At 65.6% G+C, this 16,979-nt stretch carries 20 protein-coding genes and 1 other RNA gene; 3 read left to right on the forward strand and 18 right to left on the reverse strand.

All coding sequences use genetic code 11. From position 1 onward, the window contains the following. Nucleotides 1–98: 98 nt before the first annotated feature. The 13 genes from HNR60_RS03180 to HNR60_RS03240 form a co-directional block, all read right to left on the reverse strand. A complete protein-coding gene (locus HNR60_RS03180; RefSeq protein WP_184254193.1) occupies nt 99–1,109 on the reverse strand; it encodes a FecR family protein in 1,011 nt (336 codons plus the stop codon). A 97-nt stretch (nt 1,110–1,206) separates the two neighbouring features. After that, the gene (locus tag HNR60_RS03185) at nt 1,207–1,719 is read right to left on the reverse strand and encodes an RNA polymerase sigma factor (protein WP_184254195.1); all 513 of its coding nucleotides are present in this window, start codon (nt 1,717–1,719) and stop codon (nt 1,207–1,209) included. Further along, complete coding sequence (locus HNR60_RS03190) at nt 1,716–2,531, reverse strand: STN domain-containing protein (RefSeq protein WP_184254197.1); 816 nt, start codon at nt 2,529–2,531, stop codon at nt 1,716–1,718. Before HNR60_RS03190 ends, HNR60_RS03185 begins: the two co-directional genes overlap by 4 nt. Before the next feature lie 350 nt (nt 2,532–2,881). After that, nucleotides 2,882–3,340 carry a threonine/serine exporter family protein gene (locus HNR60_RS03195; RefSeq protein WP_184254365.1) on the reverse strand — a complete coding sequence of 153 codons (459 nt, stop codon included), beginning with the start codon at nt 3,338–3,340 and terminating at the stop codon, nt 2,882–2,884. A gap of 29 nt (nt 3,341–3,369) precedes the next feature. Next, nucleotides 3,370–4,179: a threonine/serine exporter family protein gene (locus HNR60_RS03200; RefSeq protein WP_184254199.1), complete on the reverse strand. Its 810-nt coding sequence runs from the start codon at nt 4,177–4,179 to the stop codon at nt 3,370–3,372. Nucleotides 4,180–4,300: 121 nt separating this feature from the next. Beyond that, nucleotides 4,301–5,011 (reverse strand): HAD-IA family hydrolase, encoded by a 711-nt coding sequence (locus HNR60_RS03205; protein WP_184254201.1) that lies wholly within the window; start codon nt 5,009–5,011, stop codon nt 4,301–4,303. Nucleotides 5,012–5,099: 88 nt separating this feature from the next. Further along, nucleotides 5,100–6,482: a ribulose-bisphosphate carboxylase gene (locus tag HNR60_RS03210; protein ID WP_184254203.1), complete on the reverse strand. Its 1,383-nt coding sequence runs from the start codon at nt 6,480–6,482 to the stop codon at nt 5,100–5,102. Nucleotides 6,483–6,554: 72 nt separating this feature from the next. Further along, a complete protein-coding gene (fba, locus tag HNR60_RS03215; protein ID WP_184254205.1) occupies nt 6,555–7,640 on the reverse strand; it encodes a class II fructose-bisphosphate aldolase in 1,086 nt (361 codons plus the stop codon). Nucleotides 7,641–7,670: 30 nt separating this feature from the next. Then, nucleotides 7,671–9,638 (reverse strand): transketolase, encoded by a 1,968-nt coding sequence (gene tkt, locus HNR60_RS03220; protein ID WP_246432797.1) that lies wholly within the window; start codon nt 9,636–9,638, stop codon nt 7,671–7,673. Nucleotides 9,639–9,763: 125 nt separating this feature from the next. Next, the gene (locus HNR60_RS03225; RefSeq protein ID WP_184254209.1) at nt 9,764–10,639 is read right to left on the reverse strand and encodes a phosphoribulokinase; all 876 of its coding nucleotides are present in this window, start codon (nt 10,637–10,639) and stop codon (nt 9,764–9,766) included. Between the two features lie 25 nt (nt 10,640–10,664). Continuing rightward, nucleotides 10,665–11,699, reverse strand: coding sequence for a class 1 fructose-bisphosphatase (locus tag HNR60_RS03230; RefSeq protein WP_184254211.1), 1,035 nt, complete (start codon nt 11,697–11,699; stop codon nt 10,665–10,667). 332 nt (nt 11,700–12,031) lie between these two features. Continuing rightward, nucleotides 12,032–12,407: a transfer-messenger RNA gene (gene ssrA / locus HNR60_RS03235) on the reverse strand. 16 nt (nt 12,408–12,423) lie between these two features. Continuing rightward, entirely contained in the window at nt 12,424–12,888 is a 465-nt protein-coding gene (locus HNR60_RS03240) for a hypothetical protein (protein ID WP_246432787.1), read from the reverse strand. 227 nt (nt 12,889–13,115) lie between these two features. On the opposite strand from HNR60_RS03240, the gene HNR60_RS03245 reads away from it, so the two are divergent. Beyond that, nucleotides 13,116–13,463, forward strand: a complete 348-nt coding sequence (locus HNR60_RS03245; protein WP_184254213.1) for a septal ring lytic transglycosylase RlpA family protein — start codon at nt 13,116–13,118, stop codon at nt 13,461–13,463. A 5-nt stretch (nt 13,464–13,468) separates the two neighbouring features. Here HNR60_RS03245 and HNR60_RS24045 read toward each other — a convergent pair whose 3' ends face one another. Further along, a complete protein-coding gene (locus HNR60_RS24045; RefSeq protein WP_246432788.1) occupies nt 13,469–13,816 on the reverse strand; it encodes a hypothetical protein in 348 nt (115 codons plus the stop codon). Between the two features lie 56 nt (nt 13,817–13,872). Here HNR60_RS24045 and HNR60_RS03255 point away from each other — a divergent pair, with 56 nt between their 5' ends. Together HNR60_RS03255 and HNR60_RS03260 are read left to right on the forward strand one after the other, a co-directional pair. Next, complete coding sequence (locus HNR60_RS03255; RefSeq protein WP_184254215.1) at nt 13,873–14,124, forward strand: hypothetical protein; 252 nt, start codon at nt 13,873–13,875, stop codon at nt 14,122–14,124. Nucleotides 14,125–14,224: 100 nt separating this feature from the next. Then, entirely contained in the window at nt 14,225–14,428 is a 204-nt protein-coding gene (locus tag HNR60_RS03260) for a hypothetical protein (RefSeq protein WP_184254375.1), read from the forward strand. 22 nt (nt 14,429–14,450) lie between these two features. On the opposite strand, the gene rocF is transcribed toward HNR60_RS03260, so the two are convergent. The 4 genes from rocF to HNR60_RS03280 all read right to left on the reverse strand — a co-directional run bounded on the left by rocF (nt 14,451) and on the right by HNR60_RS03280 (nt 16,921). Next, nucleotides 14,451–15,422 carry an arginase gene (gene rocF, locus HNR60_RS03265; protein ID WP_184254371.1) on the reverse strand — a complete coding sequence of 324 codons (972 nt, stop codon included), beginning with the start codon at nt 15,420–15,422 and terminating at the stop codon, nt 14,451–14,453. 158 nt (nt 15,423–15,580) lie between these two features. Beyond that, nucleotides 15,581–15,991, reverse strand: a complete 411-nt coding sequence (locus tag HNR60_RS03270) for a hypothetical protein (protein WP_184254217.1) — start codon at nt 15,989–15,991, stop codon at nt 15,581–15,583. Between the two features lie 63 nt (nt 15,992–16,054). Then, complete coding sequence (locus tag HNR60_RS03275; protein ID WP_184254219.1) at nt 16,055–16,396, reverse strand: hypothetical protein; 342 nt, start codon at nt 16,394–16,396, stop codon at nt 16,055–16,057. A 267-nt stretch (nt 16,397–16,663) separates the two neighbouring features. After that, nucleotides 16,664–16,921 (reverse strand): hypothetical protein, encoded by a 258-nt coding sequence (locus HNR60_RS03280; RefSeq protein WP_184254221.1) that lies wholly within the window; start codon nt 16,919–16,921, stop codon nt 16,664–16,666. Nucleotides 16,922–16,979: the final 58 nt, after the last annotated feature.

Raw genomic sequence — 16,979 nt, forward strand, 5'->3', positions numbered from 1 at the left:
ACCGTGTCGGAAGATCCCTTTCAATTGCAGGACGAAATCTCGGGCCGCGTTGAGCCACGATCCGGAGGGTTTTTTTTGATCTTTCTTGGCTGAGCCGGTCAGCTCAACAGGACCACCCCTCCCGGAAGATGCCGAACATTGGCATCGACGGCCTGCTGCAATTGCAGCAGAACCTCATCCATTTCCCCGATCCGGAAGCGACCATTGATCTGCTTCTGGGCCAGCTTAGCGCTCATCAGAACAATCCGACCCGGACGATACCGATTGATCTCGTCGACGACCTCGGCGATCGGCGTGTTCCGGAACTCGACGATGCCGCGTTGCCAGTTCGATTCCGCTATCGGATCGACCGTGGCGATCTCGCTGATCCCGGCTGCCGTGTACCGGATGCGTTGCCCGCTCCGCAACTCGGCGGTGGCGCTGCCTTGCGCGACACCAACACGGCCATCGAAACACGTCACAGTGACCGGCGAGCGATCCGCATCCGTCACATATCGAACATCGAAACGCCCGGCCTCGGTAAACGCTTTCCCGCCTGCCGCCAATACCGCGAGGATCCGCGTGCCGCGCTGCGTCGTCTCGAACGCCGCCTCACCCGTGATCAATTCGATCCGTTCCTCGGCGGCGATCGCCGGACGGATCGCAAGGCTCGTCTGGGTATTCAGATTGATCGCGATATCGCCTGCGAAACTGACATTGCGTTGCTCGCCCGTGGCGGTGCGGAAATCGGCGTTCAGCTGAGACAGCGACGGCCACAGTCCGAGCGGAGGATTGGACATTCCATATGTTGCCACGGCAGCAACTGTCGCCGCCGCCCCGCCCAATACGATGCGACGGCTCACCGACCTGCGCCGTCGTCCGAGTGCATCGAGCGCCATCGCGTAATCGACCTTCGGATCATGCAGGACTGTCCGCGCGGCCCCGATGTCGCGCCAAACCCGCTCCGCCGCAACGAATGCAACATCATGCGCCGGATCAAGCGCCCGCCAGCGTCTTGCGGCCTCGATGTCCCCCGCCGTAGCTTCTCCGGAAGCGAGTTTCTGCGCCCACCCGACGGCTTGGCTCTCGATAGGGCCTAGGCCCGTTCCGCGAGAATTGTCCTTTGTCATTTTGATTTGCGGCCCCAGGCGACATCACCGGGACGCCGCCCGGCAATTTCAATCGCTTCCGATAGCAAGACGTTTCTCGGCAAGCGAAAATGCAACTTCACTCTCTAAATTCATTACGCCGGGCCATACAATGCATATGGGCCAACATAATCTCCCGGGCGACGGAGCGCCGCGAGATGCCAAGACGGTCCGCGATTTCCTGTCGGGGAATATTGCCGAACCGGGCGGCGAGAAAGATGGTGCGACGGCGTTCCGGAAGCTCCGCGATGATGGTGCGGAACACCTCGAGGTCCGACTGCGCCAGCAGAACCTCTTCCGGCGAGGCAGTCTCATCCGGCACATCCATGGCGGCGTCGATCTCGACCGCGTGACGATGACGCCGTTCCCGTCGGCGACGATCTTCCGCGACATTCAGGACGACGCGATACAGGTAGCTGTCGGGATTATGGACAGAGCTAACAGCGTCGGCGCCGGCAAGGCGCAACCAAGCGTCATGCATTGCATCGCCCGCGAGATCGAACGAGCCAAGACGCTTTGCGACGCGGGCTTTCAGGTTGTCGTAACGTTCAACGAACAGGGAGCGGATCACGGCCAGCGGGCTGTCGTTCATCGCGGTGCACCACCGGACCCGAGGCGAGCGTCAGCTCTTGCACAGGCAGACACTCCCGGGGACGCTTCAGGCGAGATCAAGATGCGGACCGGCTGCATGAAACCGGCGGGTGGGGGCTCACTCAACCTGACGCCGCGCAGGGCCGCATCCATCCGTTGGTCCGCGTCCGCCGAACCGACCGTGCCGACCCGTCGAATCTGCTCAATGTCGCCGGTCTGCGTAATCCAGAAGGCAATGATGATACGATAATGTCCAGGACGGGCGCCGGCCGTCCGGCAGAGTGTGTCGAGCAAGCCCTGCTGAACAAGGCCGTAGTAACGCAGAAACGCCGGCGGCAAGTTGCGTTCGTTGTCGGGACCAGGTTCGGCTGCAGATGCTGCGACCACAAATCTTCGCTCCGAAACGAACCGAGCGAAAAGACCCGTGCCGATCAAAAGCCTTTCCAACCCCTCCGAGGGCGTCATCATCCCGTGCACATTGTTCGAGAACCGTCCGGTCGCGAGGCTCGCATCATAGAGCGCCTCGCTGCCAGTCGCGTCGCCGTAACGACTGATGGCCGAGATCAGCGGTTGGGCAGGAATGGAAAACGAGATCCTGGCGTCGCCCGCCGCGCGTTCCGCGGCTTCGGACTCGCAAACAACTCCCATCAACAACGCACCGAACACCCACGCTATCACACCACCCAAACGTCGATGCCGACAGGTTTTCTCATGTTGCAAGGCGAATTCAGATCGCTGAAGCGACAATCCCGCCCATTCCGAGGCAGAAGCAACTTCGAGATGCACCCGGCAAACTATCTGCTGGCAGTCCATTTGCTCTGCATCGAAGCTAGTCGCACTGGCTGGTGACGATGCAACGCTTATTGGTCGGAGATTACGTTTTTAAGACAATGCCACGATCAGATTGAGCAACACACCAGAAAGCCAGAGCGCCCTCGACGTCACGCCGCACGTGACGCAGAACGATGGCTCACCTCGACCGGCAGGTTTTCGATGTCGATAAAATGGTCATTTCTCTCATTTCTTGGCGGACTCCGTCTCCGCCATTGCTGGATTGCTTCAGCTACCTCGCACGCACCGCGATGGGCCAGCGCTCCGACCAGCCCAGCCACAATGCCGAAGAGCCCCGCCCGCCTCCGCCGCTAAAGCCGCGCCTGCGCCGTTCAGAACTGCCGGCTGCGCAGCAGATAGGCCGGAATCGTCAGGCCGGCGCCGATCGCGCCGACCGTCGAGATCACCCGCACAAACGCCTGCACCGAGCCGACGATCGCCGGCACGGTGTGGTCGGTCGAGGCACCTGCCACCCACATGAAGCCGAGCAAGGCTTGACCGAAGAACGCGCCCGGCACCATCGGGATGCAGCCGGCCAGCGCGATGGCGTGGCAGGCGACGCCGAGCCAGCGCCGCGACAGAATCGCCGCGCAGGAGGTGACGGCCGCCGCCAGAAAACTCGCCGCCTCGAGGCTGCCGCCGCACTGCTGGCCGAAGGTCCGCACCGCAAGCGCCAACGCGCCGGCCACCGCGCACCAGATCAGCGCGCGGCCGCCGAAATTGAACAGCACGCCGAATCCCGCCGCGGCGATCGCGCCGAACAGCGCCTGGTGGCCGAGATAAGGCAGCATCGCGAGCACGGCGGCGACAGCAGCGTCGATCACGCGTGGATCCTCAAGAGCGATTCGGCGATCCACAAGCCGGTCACCGCGAACACCATGATCATGATCACCCACACCGCCCGCGCGCTGCCCATGGTCGGATAGCCGTCCATGATGTCGGTCTGGGCATTGGTCGACGGCACCCCGGGCACCAACAGCAGGATCGACGCCATCATCGCGAGTTCAATGGTGCCGCTGCCGCAGAGCCGCGCGCCGAGCCCACCGATGGTGGCCGCGATACAGCCGATGATCGCCGCGATGACGAACACGTTGATGCCGCGCTGAATCAGCAGGTGGCGCACCCCCTGCCCCAAGCCGGCGGCGACGAGCATCGGCACGAAGCTCGGCCAGTCGGCGCCGAGCAGCCGGCCGAACGCCGCGCAGGCGGCCCCGGTCGCCAGCGCCACCAGCCATGGCGGATGCCGCGGCGTCTCGCGCTGCAGCCTGGCCAGTTCGCTCTCGATCTGTTCGGGCGTCATCCCGCCGGTAGAAGCCCGCAGCGCCAGGTCGCGGACCGCGAAATCGAGCCGGTGGTTGACGCCGTGCGGGCCGATCTGGATCATTCTTGTGATGGTGTTGCGGCCGGTGCCGACGGTAATCTCGAACGATGCGTAGCCGGAGCGCGTGCCGAGCACCTCGACGCCCAGCCCCTCCGCGATCATCCGCGCACCCTCGTGGGCGACGCGCACCGATGCGCCATTCTGGCTGAGGATGCGTCCAACCTCCAGCGCCACATGCGCGATGCGCTCCAGCATGCGGTGGCGGACCGGGACGGGATCAATCTCGGGGGGATTGCTCGGCGTATTCATGTTCTTCGGCAGTCGCGTTCTTCGGCGGTCGCGCGGCGAGGCCCGCCTGATGATTCGGCCTCCAACGTTCAGCGAGCTTACGCGATTTTGCGGCGGTATTTTAGGCGCAAACGGTTGCAGCTCAGGTCGACGGGCCGCCTGCCCGGTCGATTTCTGCCAGCAGCGCCAGGTCGAGTCCGAGACAGTCAGGCAGCACCCGGGTAGCGCCCGCCAGATCGTCGCCGCTGGTGTAGAGGCTGCGCACCGCGATCACCTTGAGCCCGGCGCCGCGCGCCGACGCCACGCCATTGCGGGAATCCTCGATCGCGACGCAAGCCTCCGCCGGCAGGCCGAGTTTTTCCAGCGCGAGCTGATAGACGTCCGGCGCCGGCTTCTTGTGCGGCACCATGTCGCCGGCGGCGATCACCGCAAACAGTCGCTCCCAGCGCGCCCCGAAGGCGCTGGCGAGCAGCGTGGTGATGTTGGGCAGGCTGGTGGTGGTGGCGATCGCCAGCGTCAGCCCGGCCGCGGCCGCCGCCTCGACGAACGGCGCAATGCCGGGGCGCAACGGGATCGCGCCGGCGGCGACCGCCTCGGTGTAGATCCTGGTCTTGGCGGCGTGCAGCTTGGGCGCCAGCGCTTCCGCCTCGGCCTGCGGCATCGGCGCCCGGGTGGCGATGAAATGCAAGAGCCGTTCCTTGCCGCCGGTGACCTGCAGCAAGTCGCGATACAGCGCCGCGTCCCAGCGCCACGTCAGCCCGGCCTGCTCGAACGCGGCGTTGAACGCCAGCCGATGCTGCTCCTCGGTTTCCGCCAGCGTGCCGTCGACGTCGAAAATGATCGCGGACATCATCGGCCGAACCTCACGACGAAAGAGCTATGACATGACGATGGCCGCGCATCGCTGCGCGGCCATCGGCTAACTAACCAAGCGAACGCGATCAGGCGGCGAGCCCGAGCTGGCCGCGCCAGTTCGGATACAGCGCGTCGGCGTCGTGCGGGAAGCTTTCGAAGGCGCGGGCGAATTCGCGGTGCTCCTTGGCGAAGGCCACCGGATCGGCGCCCTCCTTCCAGCATTGCTCGGCCTGCCGCAGCGACTTGGCACCGGCCGCGCCGCCGTCGAGATGGCCGAAGGCGCCGCCGCCCGCGGTCATGATCAGGTTGGAATGGCCGAGGTTCTTGAAGAAGCCCGGCATCCGCAGCGCGTTCATGCCGCCGGAGATGATCGGCGTGGTCGGGTTCATGCCGAGCCATTCCTGACGGAAATACGGCCCGAACGCAGAATCCTCGGTGATCATATAGGCCATGGCACGGTCGGCGGCTTCGCCTTCCATCTTGCCGTAGCCCATGGTGCCGGTGTGGATGCCCGACGCGCCCTGCAGCCGCGCCATCTTCGACAGCACGAAGGCGGTGTAGCCGCGCTTTGACTGCGGCGAGGTCACCGCGCCATGGCCGGCGCGATGATAGTGCAGATACTGCTTCGGGAAGGTACGCCGCGCGGTGGTGATCGCGGCGGGGCCGGCGACGTAGCCGTCGACCAGGAACGCGATGTGGTCGGCGTTCTCCGCGAAGGTCTCCAGAATGTATTCGCCGCGCGCGACCATCTCGTGATGATCGTCGGCGGTGATGTTGAACGAGAACAGCTTGGCCTGGCCGGTTTCGTCCTGCGCCCGTCGCATCGCGTCATTGACCAGGCGCACGGTCTCCTTGAACGGCGCGAACACCTGGTTGCCCTGCGGTTCGTCGTTCTTGATGAAGTCGCCGCCGAGCCAGAAATCGTAGCAGGCATTGGCGAACGGCTGCGGCCGCAGCCCGAGCTTCGGCTTGATGATGGTGCCGACGATGAAGCCGCCGTCGACGACGGGACGTCCCAGCACCCGCCACAGATCCTTGATCGTGGTGGACGGGCCGTCGAACAGCTTGAGATAGGCCGGCGGCACGTAGAAGTCGTGCATCTTGGCGTATTCGACGTCGCCCATGCCCTGGTTGTTGCCGATCGTCAGCGTCAGGAACGAGGCGATCATGGCGCGGCCGTCGATGATGTTGCGGTCGAACAATTCGATCGGATAGGCGATCTTCATCAGCTGCTGGGCTTCGTCGATCTCATAGACCAGCGCGTCGACGCCGCGGGTGAAGTCGTCGGTGGTGGAAACTTCAACGTTGGTGCCGGTGGAGGATTCCGCGGCGAAATGCGCCGCGGTCTGCAGAAAGTTTCCGAACCCGGCCTTCGGCTTCATGATGTAGGCGCACAGCACGTGCCGTCCGCCCGCGATCAGGTCCTTCTCGGTCAGGTTGAGGTTGGCGTAACGGTTCGACTGATCCATCATGGTCTCCTAATGTCGGGGGGCCGGCGCGCCGCAGCGCGCCGGACGGAATGATTTGCTGGTGAGGCGGGTTTACTCGGCGGCGCGGGCGACCGAGCCGATGTGCGGATCGAGCGCGCCCGACTTGTAGCGCTTGGCCATTTCGGACAGCGGGATCACCTTGATCTTGCCGGCCTGGCCCGCGGTGCCGAACTGCTCGAAGCGCAGCTTGCAGACGTCGCGCATCGCATCCATCGCGGGCTTGAGGAACTTGCGCGGATCGAACTCGGCCTTGTTCTGGGTCGCGATCTTGCGGAACACGCCGGTCATGGCGAGACGGCAGTCGGTGTCGATGTTGACCTTGCGGACGCCGTGCTTGATGCCGCGGACGATCTCCTCGACCGGAACACCAAACGTCTGCGGCATCGCGCCGCCGTATTCGTTGAAGAGGTCCTGCAGATCCTGCGGCACCGAGGAGGAGCCGTGCATCACGAGATGCGTGTTCGGCAGCCGGCGGTGGATTTCCTCGACCACCTTCATGGCGAGCACGTCGCCGTCGGGCTTGCGGGAGAACTTGTAGGCGCCGTGCGAGGTGCCCATCGCGATCGCCAAAGCGTCGACCTTGGTGGCGCGGACGAAATCGACCGCCTGGTCGGGATCGGTCAGAAGCTGCTCGCGGCTGACCTTGCCCTCGACGCCGTGGCCGTCTTCCTGCTCGCCGCCGCCGTGCTCCAAGGAGCCCAGCACGCCGAGTTCGCCTTCCACCGAGGCACCGACCCAATGCGCGAAATCGGTGACGCGGCGGGTGATGGCGACGTTGTAGTCATAATCCGCGGCGGTCTTGGCGTCGGCCTTCAAGGAGCCGTCCATCATCACCGAGGTGAAGCCGTAGCGGATCGCGGTGGCGCAGGTGGCTTCGTCGTTGCCGTGGTCCTGATGCATGCACAGCGGGATGTCGGGATACATTTCCGCGAGGCCGTCGATCAGCTTGGCCAGCACGATGTCGTTGGCATAGGCCCGGGCACCGCGCGACGCCTGGATGATCACCGGCGCCTCGACCGCCGAGGCCGCCTCCATGATCGCCAGCCCCTGCTCCATATTGTTGATGTTGAATGCCGGCACCCCGTAGCCCTGCTCGGCCGCGTGATCCAGCAATTGCCTCAAAGTGATGCGCGCCATAATTCCTCCTGGTCCCGTGGACGCTTGATGTCAGTGTTGCACGCGCGCGATTGCGCGCTGCGCCGCGTTGGCCACCGCATCGGCGGTGATGCCGAACTCACGGTATAGCACGCTTGCCGGTGCAGAAGCGCCGAACCCGGTCATGCCGACGAATTCACCCTTCTCGCCGATCCAGCGATACCAGTCCGCGGCGATCGCCGCCTCGACGCCGACCCGCGGCGCGGTTCCGAGGATGGCGTCGCGATAGGCTTCCGGCTGTTCGGCGAACAGTTCAAAGCACGGCGCCGAGACCACCGCGGCCTTGATGCCGGCCTCGCCGAGCTGCTTGGCGGCGTCGGTGGCAATGGCGACTTCGGAGCCGGTAGCGATCAGCGTGACGTCACGCTTGGCGCCGGGATCGACCACGAGGTAAGCGCCACGCGCCGTCTGGTTGGTTTCGCTGAGGCCCGAGCGCGCGGTCGGCAGCGCCTGGCGCGACAGCGCCAGCAGCGAGGGCCGGTGCGCCTCCTTCAGCGCGCAGTCCCAGGCCTCGGCGGTTTCCACCGCATCCGCCGGGCGGAACACCAACAGGTTGGGGATCGCGCGCAATGATGCGACCTGTTCCACCGGCTGGTGGGTCGGGCCGTCTTCGCCGAGCCCGATCGAGTCGTGGGTCATGACGTGGATGACGCGGACGCCCATCAAGGCGCCGAGCCGGATCGCGCCGCGGCTGTAGTCGGCGAACGACAGGAATGTGCCGCCGAACGGGATGAAGCCGCCATGCAACGCGATGCCGTTCATCGCCGCCGCCATGCCGTGCTCGCGGATGCCGTAGTGGATGTAGCTGCCGGCGAAGTCCTCCGGCGTCACCGACGCGGTGCCCTTGGCGTGGGTGAGATTGGAATGGGTCAAATCAGCCGAGCCGCCGAGGATGTTCGGCGACGCCGCCACGATGGTGTCGATGGTGAGCTGCGAGGCCTGCCGGGTCGCAATGTTCGGCCGCTCGGTGGAGAATTTTTCCACCAGCGCCTTGATCGCGCCCTCGTAAGAGGCGGACAACTTGCCCTGCAGCGCGTCGTCGAACGCGGTCCGCAGCGTTGCGTCGCGGCCGGCGAAGCGCTCGCTCCAGGCGGTGTGCGCCGCCTCGCCGCGCTTGCCGATCTCGCGCCACGATTTCAGGATCGATTCCGGGATCTCGAACGGCGCGTGCGGCCATTCCAGCGCGGCGCGGGTCTTTTCGATTTCCTCGGCGCCGAGCGGCGCGCCGTGGGCCTTCTCCGAGCCGGCGCGGCCGGGCGAGCCGAAGCCGATCACGGTGCGGCAGGCGATCAGCGTCGGTCGATCGCTCGACTTCGCCTGCTCGATCGCAGCCGCAACGGCCTCCGGGTCATGACCGTCGACGCGGGTCGCGGCCCAGCCGGAGGCGGCAAAGCGCGCGACTTGGTCGTCCGAGCACGACAGCGAGGTGGCGCCGTCGATCGAGATCTGGTTGTCGTCGAACAGCACGATCAGCTTGTTGAGCTTGAGGTGACCGGCGAGCGAGATCGCCTCGTGGCTGACGCCTTCCATCAGGCAGCCGTCGCCGGCGATCACGTAAGTATAGTGGTCGACCACGTCGTCGCCGAACCGGGCGTTCATCATCCGCTCGGCCAAGGCCATGCCGACCGCGGTGGCGAGGCCCTGCCCGAGCGGCCCGGTGGTGGTCTCGACACCCTTGGTGTGGCCGTATTCCGGATGCCCCGGGGTCTTCGATCCCCACTGCCGGAACGCCTTGATCTCGTCGATCGTGACGTCGCTGTTGCCGGTGAGATAGAGCAGCGCGTAGAGCAGCATCGAGCCGTGGCCGGCCGACAGCACGAAGCGGTCGCGATCCGGCCAGGCCGGATCGGCGGCGTCGAACTTCAGGAACCGCGAGAACAAGACGGTTGCGACATCCGCCATGCCCATCGGCATGCCGGGATGTCCCGACTTGGCCTTTTCGACCGCGTCGATCGCCAGGAAACGGATCGCATTCGCCATCTCGCGGTGCGAGACGTCTTGGTGGATCGGCGTGGCATGCGTCGCAATATTCAAGAAAGCCTCCGGGGTGGCTGAGCTGGTGAGAAGATGCGGACGCGAACGCCCGCGGACTGGATGAGGTAAGGCTACTTGGCGCCGCGCTTGCGTTCGATCAGCTGCATGATCAACGGCGTCAGGATCAGCTGCATCGCGAGGTCGAGCTTGGAGCCGTGGATCACGATCGAATTGGCGCGCGACATGAAGCTGCCCTGGATCATCGACAGCAGATAGGCGAAGTCGATGCCGCGCGGGCTCTTGAAGCGGATCACCACCATGGATTCGTCGGGCGTCGGAATCCAACGGGCGATGAACGGGTTCGAGGTGTCGACGGTCGGCACGCGCTGGAAGTTGATGTCGGTCTCGCCGAATTGCGGCACGATGTAGTGCACGTAGTCCGGCATCCGGCGCAGGATGGTGTCGGTCACCGCCTCGGTGGAGTAGCCGCGGTCGCTGCGGTCGCGGTGCAGTTTCTGGATCCATTCCAGATTGATCACCGGGACGACGCCGATCTTGAGGTCGGCGTGCTGCGCGACGTTGACCTTCTCGGTCATCACCGCGCCGTGCAGGCCTTCGTAGAACAACAGGTCGGAGCCCTCGGGCAGCGTCTGCCAGTCGGTGAAGTTGCCCGGCGCGACGCCGTGGATCGCGGCTTCCTTGTCGTCGTGGACGTAGTAGCGGGTCTTGCCGGTGCCGGTTGCGGCGTAGTCACGGAACGTGGTCTCCAGCTCTTCGAACAGGTTGGTGTCCGGGCTGAAGTGGCTGAAGTGCTTGTTGCCGAGCGCCGCCTCCTCGGCCATCCGGGTGCGCATGTCGACCCGGTTGTAGCGATGGAAGGCGTCGCCCTCGATGTAGGCGGCGTTGACGTTCTCGCGGCGGAAGATCTGCTCGAAGGTACGCTTGACCGAGGTGGTGCCGGCGCCGGAGGAGCCGGTGATGGAAATGATCGGATGCTTGCGTGACATTTTGTTGTTTTGAACTCCGACTCTCTCAAACTCGGAACAGACCGCGATGCCCGAACAGCGGCGCGGTGATGTTGGCGGCGGCGGGATCGTTGTGCAGCACTTCGATGCGCTGCACCTTGTCGACCGATCCCATGATCAGCGGCGCGCGCTGGTGGATCGATTTGGCGGCAAGGTCGAGCACCCGCTCGCGGCCGGTCGAAGCGCCGCCGCCGGCCTGCTCGATGATGTACGCCATCGGATGGCATTCGTAGAGCAGCCGCAGCCGGCCGTCGCCGTAGCCCGGCCGGGAGTCGCCCGGATACAGGAACACGCCGCCGCGGGTCAGGATGCGATAGGCCTCGGCCACCAACGAGCCGATCCAGCGCATGTTGAAGTCCTTGCTGCGCGGGCCGTCGGCGCCGGCGAGACATTCCTCGACGAAGTCGCGCACCGGCTGCTCCCAGTGCCGATGGTTGGAGGCGTTGATGGCGAATTCGGCGGTGTGTTCGGGGATCTGCACCTGCTCGCGGATGCACTTGTAGGTGCGGTCGCGGCGATCCAGCGTGAAGATGTCGACGCCGTTGCCGACCGACAGCACCAGCGAGGTCTGCGGCCCGTACACCACGAAGCCGGCGGCGAGCTGGCAGTGACCGGGCGCGCTGAACGGCGGCTCGCCGGGCTTGTTCGGCACGATCGAGAAGATGGTGCCGACCGTCATGTTGGTGTCGATGTTGGAGGAGCCGTCGAGCGGATCGAACGCCACCGAGATCGGCGCGTCGGGATCGCCGAGCACCAGCGTCTCGGATTCTTCGGAGGCCAGCGCCGCAAACGGGATCTTCTTCAGCCCGGCAATGATCATCTCGTCGCAGCGGACGTCGAGGTCCTTCTGCACGTCGCCGTCGGCGTTGGAGGAGCCCTGCGCTTCGCCGGTGATGCCGGCGAGCGGGCCGCGACCGATCAGTTCGGAGATTTCGATCGACGCGCCGGCGATGGCGTCGATCGCCGCGGCTACGGCGAGTCGCAGCTTGTCCGTCCCTGCATACTCGCTCGTGTGGCGCGACAGCGTCAGGCCTTGTTGCATGGTCATGTCCTCGGGGTACGGCAGTGCAAGCGTCGACCGATCTGGTCATCGTTACTGCGGATGGATATGGACTGGATCGGTGAAATACCAGAATTTCATTATCTTCTGTACCGTCAAAGTTTTTCTTATAGGAGGATGGATTTCGGCGCTATCAGATTTGCTGCCGCGGCGTGAACATGCAGTGACAATTGCTGCGTCGCGCCAGTTGCTTGTCGCTCGCAGCACGCACTGTTTACTGATCGCAACTAACAGCCATTGATCCAGCGCAAACTGCAGCGCGGTAACCGCATCGCAGCAACGAAAAAGCCGCGCCGCCCGGTTAAGGACGACGCGGCCATGGCCGTTCTGTTGCTAGGTGGACCTACCCCGAACGGTTACGCCGCGAGGCGCACTTCGTTCATGCGAACGTTATCGTTTGCATTTAGGTTTTGACCCGATAACGGCGGTATCATGCCGGGAACAATTCAACACTTCTTCGCGGCCATCGATCCTGTTTCGCCCCCGCCGGAGCAGCTCGACACTATCCGTCGACGGAATAAATGTCCGTGTCACGGAATGAGATCTCACCGGATGAGACCTCGCATCGGAGCTGCTCGGGTGGAGGCGCCGGGTACTGCCCCCGGGTCTGCCCGCAGTCCGCGTTGAGTTTCAGCGCCATCGTCTTTCGACCCGGCCATCCTAGCCCAGATCGCCCGGCGTCACCACACAAAACCGTCGTCGCGCGTCACACCCCGCCGGGCGGCAGATAACAGAACACGAAGCCCGGACCGCCCAGGAAGATGATGCCGTGGCCGGTCGGATTGCCGCCGTCCCATTTCAGCTTGTGGTTGGGAACCAGGATTCGGGTGCCGATCTCCAGATGCGGCCGACGCAGCGGCGCGTCAGGCCGCGGATCGGTGATGATGGCGACGTATTGGCCGTCCTGGATTTCATAGGAATCCGCCCAATAGGCGTCGGCCTCGCCACAACACGACACGGTCGGGAAATCCGGCTGCATCAGCGAGCGATACCATTCGCGCAGCTGCGGATCGCTGCCCTCCCATTGCCCGAGATCGCGCGCCAGCGACGGCGCGGGGCCTCCCGCCAGGCCGAGACCGAGCAATGCCGCAAGGCCGCCCCGCCAGGAGCGGCGGCGCGCCGGCGCCGGCGCCCCGGCCGATCGATCGCATGACAGCAGCGACATCTGCATGACGGTCTCCCCATCCCGGCGCGGTCCCGGCTCGGCCGCGCGTCCGACCAGCATCACGCCCGCGCATCCGGACGCTTCTGCACCCGAATGGTTATGCACAAGCCATTCCAACCCGGCCGCCGCAATTTGGCCAGCCTCAGCGGGTCTGGTGCAGCCACGAGGCCGCCGACGCGCATGGCCCGCAGCGACGCTGCGAGGTTTGATCCGCCAACGACCGCAAAGTTCCGATGCCCCAGTCAGACACGATCTTTGCGGCCCTTGTTGGCGCGGCGTTTGTCGCCGCGACGGCGGCGCCTGCCGCGGCTGAGACCGGCCGGGCGGCGTATTATGGCGGCGGCCGCACCGCCAGCGGCGAAGTGTCGAACGCGCAGGGCTTCACCGCGGCACATCGCACGCTGCCGTTCGGCACCAAGGTGCTGGTCACCCATATCGGCAACGGACGCTCGGTGGTGGTGCGGGTCAACGATCGCGGCCCGTTCGGCCGCGGGCGAATCATCGACGTCTCGACCGCGGCGGCCCGCGAACTCGACATGATCAGCAGCGGCACCGCGATGGTGCGGATCGACCCGCAATAGCCCGGCTAATAGTCGTCGTCGCGCGCGGCCGCGTCGCGCAAGTCCACGGCGCCGAGCTTGAAGATGCGCTGCTCCGCATAGACCGAGGGCTCGATCACGGTAAACGCTGCATTGGGATACCGCTGCCAGATCGCGATATCCTTGCCGGTGATGACGACGAAACCAAATCGGTAGCGATATTGACCGGGTTCGGTCACATGGCCGATCTCGGCCCAGGTGATCTTGTTCATTTCAACAGCCCTTAGCACGGCCATCGCGAGCTCGGCCATGCTGCGGAGCGCCATCGCGGTGCGTGTACTGAATTGCTCGCTTTGACCGGAGTCGGTCAACAGGTTGTATGGTGGCGTCGACACTCGGAACCATTCTCCTGGCCATCGCTTGGCTTTTCTTCTGGCGAAAGGCGACGACGATGATCGAGGCCCTGGACTTATTTCAGATGGCTCTGCGGGCGCTGCTGCTGGCGGCGGCGATCGGCGGCAGCGTGGTCGGCGTGGTGCTGGCGAGCCGTTACCTGATCGACGCCGCCCGGGTACGCCCGCGCGTCATCCATACCGCGGCGCGCCTGCTGCGGCGTCCGCCGACCTCGCGGCCGCGGCGCAAGACGGGCGAGCTCGCCTGGCGTCACGGCAGCGTCGACCTGCCCGACCATCGCCCGGATTAGCAGGCGCGCCGCCGCGACTGTGGATGTCGCCCGCCTCCCGCTTTCGCGCGGGCCGCTCCGGCGATACGATCCGTCTTTGGATTCGTAACGGGCGTGCGTGATGGGTGACGACGAGGCTGAGTTCGACATCGAGCGTTACCGCGCCCTGCTGGCGCAAGCCGATGACGAACAGAGCCGGCTCGCGCTGATCGAACTGCTGATCGAAGAGAACGCCCGCGACCGCATGGCCGCCGACGAGGCCCGGCGCCAAGCGTTGAGCCAGGCCGAAATCATCCGCCGCCTGCTCGGCAACCATTCCACCTGAGTCCTGGCGCGGGCCGTCGCGTTCACGACTCGCGCGGCACCGCATTGCTCGGCGTCGGCCGGTCGGTGATCTGCTGGCCGAACAGGCTGCCGATCAGTTCGATGGCGCTGCGCGCGGTTTGCCCGCGCACGTCGAGAAACGGATTGAGCTCGACGATATCGACCGAGCGCACGATGCCGGCGTCGTGCAGCAGCTCCATCACCAGATGCGCCTCGCGATAGGTGGCGCCGCCCGGCACCGTGGTGCCGACGCCGGGCGCCAGCTCCGGATCGAGGAAGTCGACGTCGAACGAGACGTGCAGCACGCCGCCTCGCGCCTGCACCCGCTCGATGAAGCTTCGCATCAGCACGCCGACGCCGAATTCGTCGATCTGCCGCATGTCGACGATGTTGACCTTGCGGCTCCGCACCAACTGCTTTTCCAGCCGGTCGATCGAGCGGATGCCGAACAATTCGAGCCGGCTGGGATCGAGCGAGGCGCGCGGCTCGTCGCCGAGCAGCCGGTCGAGCCCGGCCTCGCCGCACAGAAACCCCGCCGACATGCCGTGCATGTTGCCGGTGATGGTGGTTTCGGGCGTGTTGTAGTCGGCATGGGCGTCGAGCCAGAGCAGGAACAGCTCGCGGCCCTGCTCCTGCCAATGCCGGGCGACGCCGTTGACCGAGCCCATCGACAACGTGTGGTCGCCGCCGAGGAAAATCGGAATCGCGCCGGACCGCGCCAGCGTGTAGGCGCGCCCGCTCAGCGCGCGGACCCAGCCCTGGATCTCGCGATATTGTTTTGCATTGTCCGGCAAGGTCTCGGCCGGGTCGTCCATCGGCGGCGTCGGCAGAAGATCGCCGTGGTCCTCGACCGCAAAGCCCAGCGCGGCGAGCATCGGCACCAGCCCCGCGGTGCGCAGCGCCGCCGGTCCCATCAGCGTGCCGGGTTGCGAGGCGCCGAGATCGACCGGCGCACCGAGCACCGCCAGGCGCTTCGGCGCCGCGGAATTCGCCAACTCATCCACGACCGACCTCCAGGCTCAAGACAGCGCGCGGCCGATCGGCCCCGCGCCCTTACCTAGCCGCAGCTCGGCGCTTGGTTCCAATCGCCGCGCCTCCCCGCGTGCGAACGCGCAGCTGGCGCGCCCGCACCCGGGTGGCGGATGAGGTCAGCCTAGTTGAACTTGGCGGTGTCGGCCTGGTCGCGGTAGCGGTTGGCTTCATAGATCTTGAAGACATACCAGCCCGCCAGCACCAGCGCCGCCAACACCACGATGCCCTGATTGGCCGGCAGCATCAGCTTCAACGCCACCAGCCCGAGCGCCACGGTGTAGGCCTTCACCAGCTTGTCGCGGTCGAGCAGCGCGGTCTCGAACTGCACCCAGTTCTCCCGCTTCCACACCGGCGGCTGCAGGCGATCCAGTCCCAGCCGCGCCAGCGCGCCTTTGAAGCCGAGCTCGTTGGCCCAGAGCAGAAACAGCGCCAGGCCGAGCACCGCCAGGAACAGGATCGACCATTGCGGACCGGCCGCAAAGCCGATGATGAATACGACCGCAGCCGTGAATGCAGCAATCCAAGAGTTCATATGACTGACCTTTCCTCCGGTGGCCGGCCGTCGGGCCGCCACCGTACTCAAGAACACGCGCTGCTATTTGCGCGCACAAAGCACCACGATATTGTTCGCGCTCGAGCCGCAGGTGGCGGTCATCACGCCCTCCTCGACCCGGATCGCTTCGGAGAATTTCGCGCCGGTGACGCCGACGCAAATCGCCGACACCAGCGCCTCGTTGGAGCCGCAGGTGGCCGGACAGCCGTCGGAGGCGCAGGACTCCGAGGTGATCGCACGGATCGGGCTGACCACGACGGCGGGGGCGGGCGTCAGCGAGGTCTCAGTTCGATCGCCTTGCGCTGCTTCGTTGCGGCCGCCGGCCGCCAGAAACAGCACCACTGCAACCGCTGCTGAAAGAAGTATCATCGTGGAAGATCGCATCTCTACCTCCATACCTTCGCAAGTTGCCAAAGCCTGCCCGCACAGCCAGCGTATCAGTCCCGGCGTGACTCGAAAGCGTTTTCTGCAAAAATACTGAACGCGATCAGTCCGCCGGGAACGGGCTGCGGAGCGCAACCATCAGATGCGATTCGCTTGGCGCCAAGGTGACAGCGCGCGGCTGCAGCAAACAGTCGTCGTGGCGCCTTGGCGCGACGACGGGCCGCGTCGCTACCTGCTGATCAGTTCGTGCCGCCGCGGCGGCGCGAACTAACCGCAGATCTGGATCCGGCGAATCTGCCAGCCGGCCCGCGTCATGATGCGCTGCCGCAGCGGGTAGCAATCGCCGGCGCTGAAATCCGGGCCGGTGTTGTAGCGGAAGGCGCCCGCGTAGTACGGCCCATAGACGCCGTAGAACCCGTCGCGCGGCACCCCCTTGCGTGGCGCACCGCCCGCCGAGGCCGCCTCGAGCGGCAGCGCGGCGGCGCCCGCCAGCACCAACAGCATCACACAGGCTTGACGCAGCATCACTTCGCTCCGTTGACGAGAGGGTGTCGGCAGCTCACGCCGAAAGCGCCGGGGAGTC

Source organism: Rhodopseudomonas rhenobacensis (assembly GCF_014203125.1).
GTDB lineage: Bacteria > Pseudomonadota > Alphaproteobacteria > Rhizobiales > Xanthobacteraceae > Rhodopseudomonas_A > Rhodopseudomonas_A rhenobacensis.

What these genes read in the sequence shown, in the direction of transcription:
- HNR60_RS03180 (WP_184254193.1), bottom strand. Translation starts at nt 1,109, where the DNA reads ATGACAAAGGACAATTCTCGCGGAACGGGCCTAGGCCCTATCGAGAGC.
- HNR60_RS03185 (WP_184254195.1), bottom strand. Translation starts at nt 1,719, where the DNA reads ATGAACGACAGCCCGCTGGCCGTGATCCGCTCCCTGTTCGTTGAACGT.
- HNR60_RS03190 (WP_184254197.1), bottom strand. Translation starts at nt 2,531, where the DNA reads ATGGACTGCCAGCAGATAGTTTGCCGGGTGCATCTCGAAGTTGCTTCT.
- HNR60_RS03195 (WP_184254365.1), bottom strand. Translation starts at nt 3,340, where the DNA reads ATGCTGCCTTATCTCGGCCACCAGGCGCTGTTCGGCGCGATCGCCGCG.
- HNR60_RS03200 (WP_184254199.1), bottom strand. Translation starts at nt 4,179, where the DNA reads ATGAATACGCCGAGCAATCCCCCCGAGATTGATCCCGTCCCGGTCCGC.
- HNR60_RS03205 (WP_184254201.1), bottom strand. Translation starts at nt 5,011, where the DNA reads ATGATGTCCGCGATCATTTTCGACGTCGACGGCACGCTGGCGGAAACC.
- HNR60_RS03210 (WP_184254203.1), bottom strand. Translation starts at nt 6,482, where the DNA reads ATGGATCAGTCGAACCGTTACGCCAACCTCAACCTGACCGAGAAGGAC.
- fba (WP_184254205.1), bottom strand. Translation starts at nt 7,640, where the DNA reads ATGGCGCGCATCACTTTGAGGCAATTGCTGGATCACGCGGCCGAGCAG.
- tkt (WP_246432797.1), bottom strand. Translation starts at nt 9,638, where the DNA reads ATGGCGAATGCGATCCGTTTCCTGGCGATCGACGCGGTCGAAAAGGCC.
- HNR60_RS03225 (WP_184254209.1), bottom strand. Translation starts at nt 10,639, where the DNA reads ATGTCACGCAAGCATCCGATCATTTCCATCACCGGCTCCTCCGGCGCC.
- HNR60_RS03230 (WP_184254211.1), bottom strand. Translation starts at nt 11,699, where the DNA reads ATGCAACAAGGCCTGACGCTGTCGCGCCACACGAGCGAGTATGCAGGG.
- HNR60_RS03240 (WP_246432787.1), bottom strand. Translation starts at nt 12,888, where the DNA reads ATGCAGATGTCGCTGCTGTCATGCGATCGATCGGCCGGGGCGCCGGCG.
- HNR60_RS03245 (WP_184254213.1), top strand. Translation starts at nt 13,116, where the DNA reads ATGCCCCAGTCAGACACGATCTTTGCGGCCCTTGTTGGCGCGGCGTTT.
- HNR60_RS03255 (WP_184254215.1), top strand. Translation starts at nt 13,873, where the DNA reads ATGATCGAGGCCCTGGACTTATTTCAGATGGCTCTGCGGGCGCTGCTG.
- HNR60_RS03260 (WP_184254375.1), top strand. Translation starts at nt 14,225, where the DNA reads ATGGGTGACGACGAGGCTGAGTTCGACATCGAGCGTTACCGCGCCCTG.
- HNR60_RS03270 (WP_184254217.1), bottom strand. Translation starts at nt 15,991, where the DNA reads ATGAACTCTTGGATTGCTGCATTCACGGCTGCGGTCGTATTCATCATC.
- HNR60_RS03275 (WP_184254219.1), bottom strand. Translation starts at nt 16,396, where the DNA reads ATGCGATCTTCCACGATGATACTTCTTTCAGCAGCGGTTGCAGTGGTG.
- HNR60_RS03280 (WP_184254221.1), bottom strand. Translation starts at nt 16,921, where the DNA reads ATGCTGCGTCAAGCCTGTGTGATGCTGTTGGTGCTGGCGGGCGCCGCC.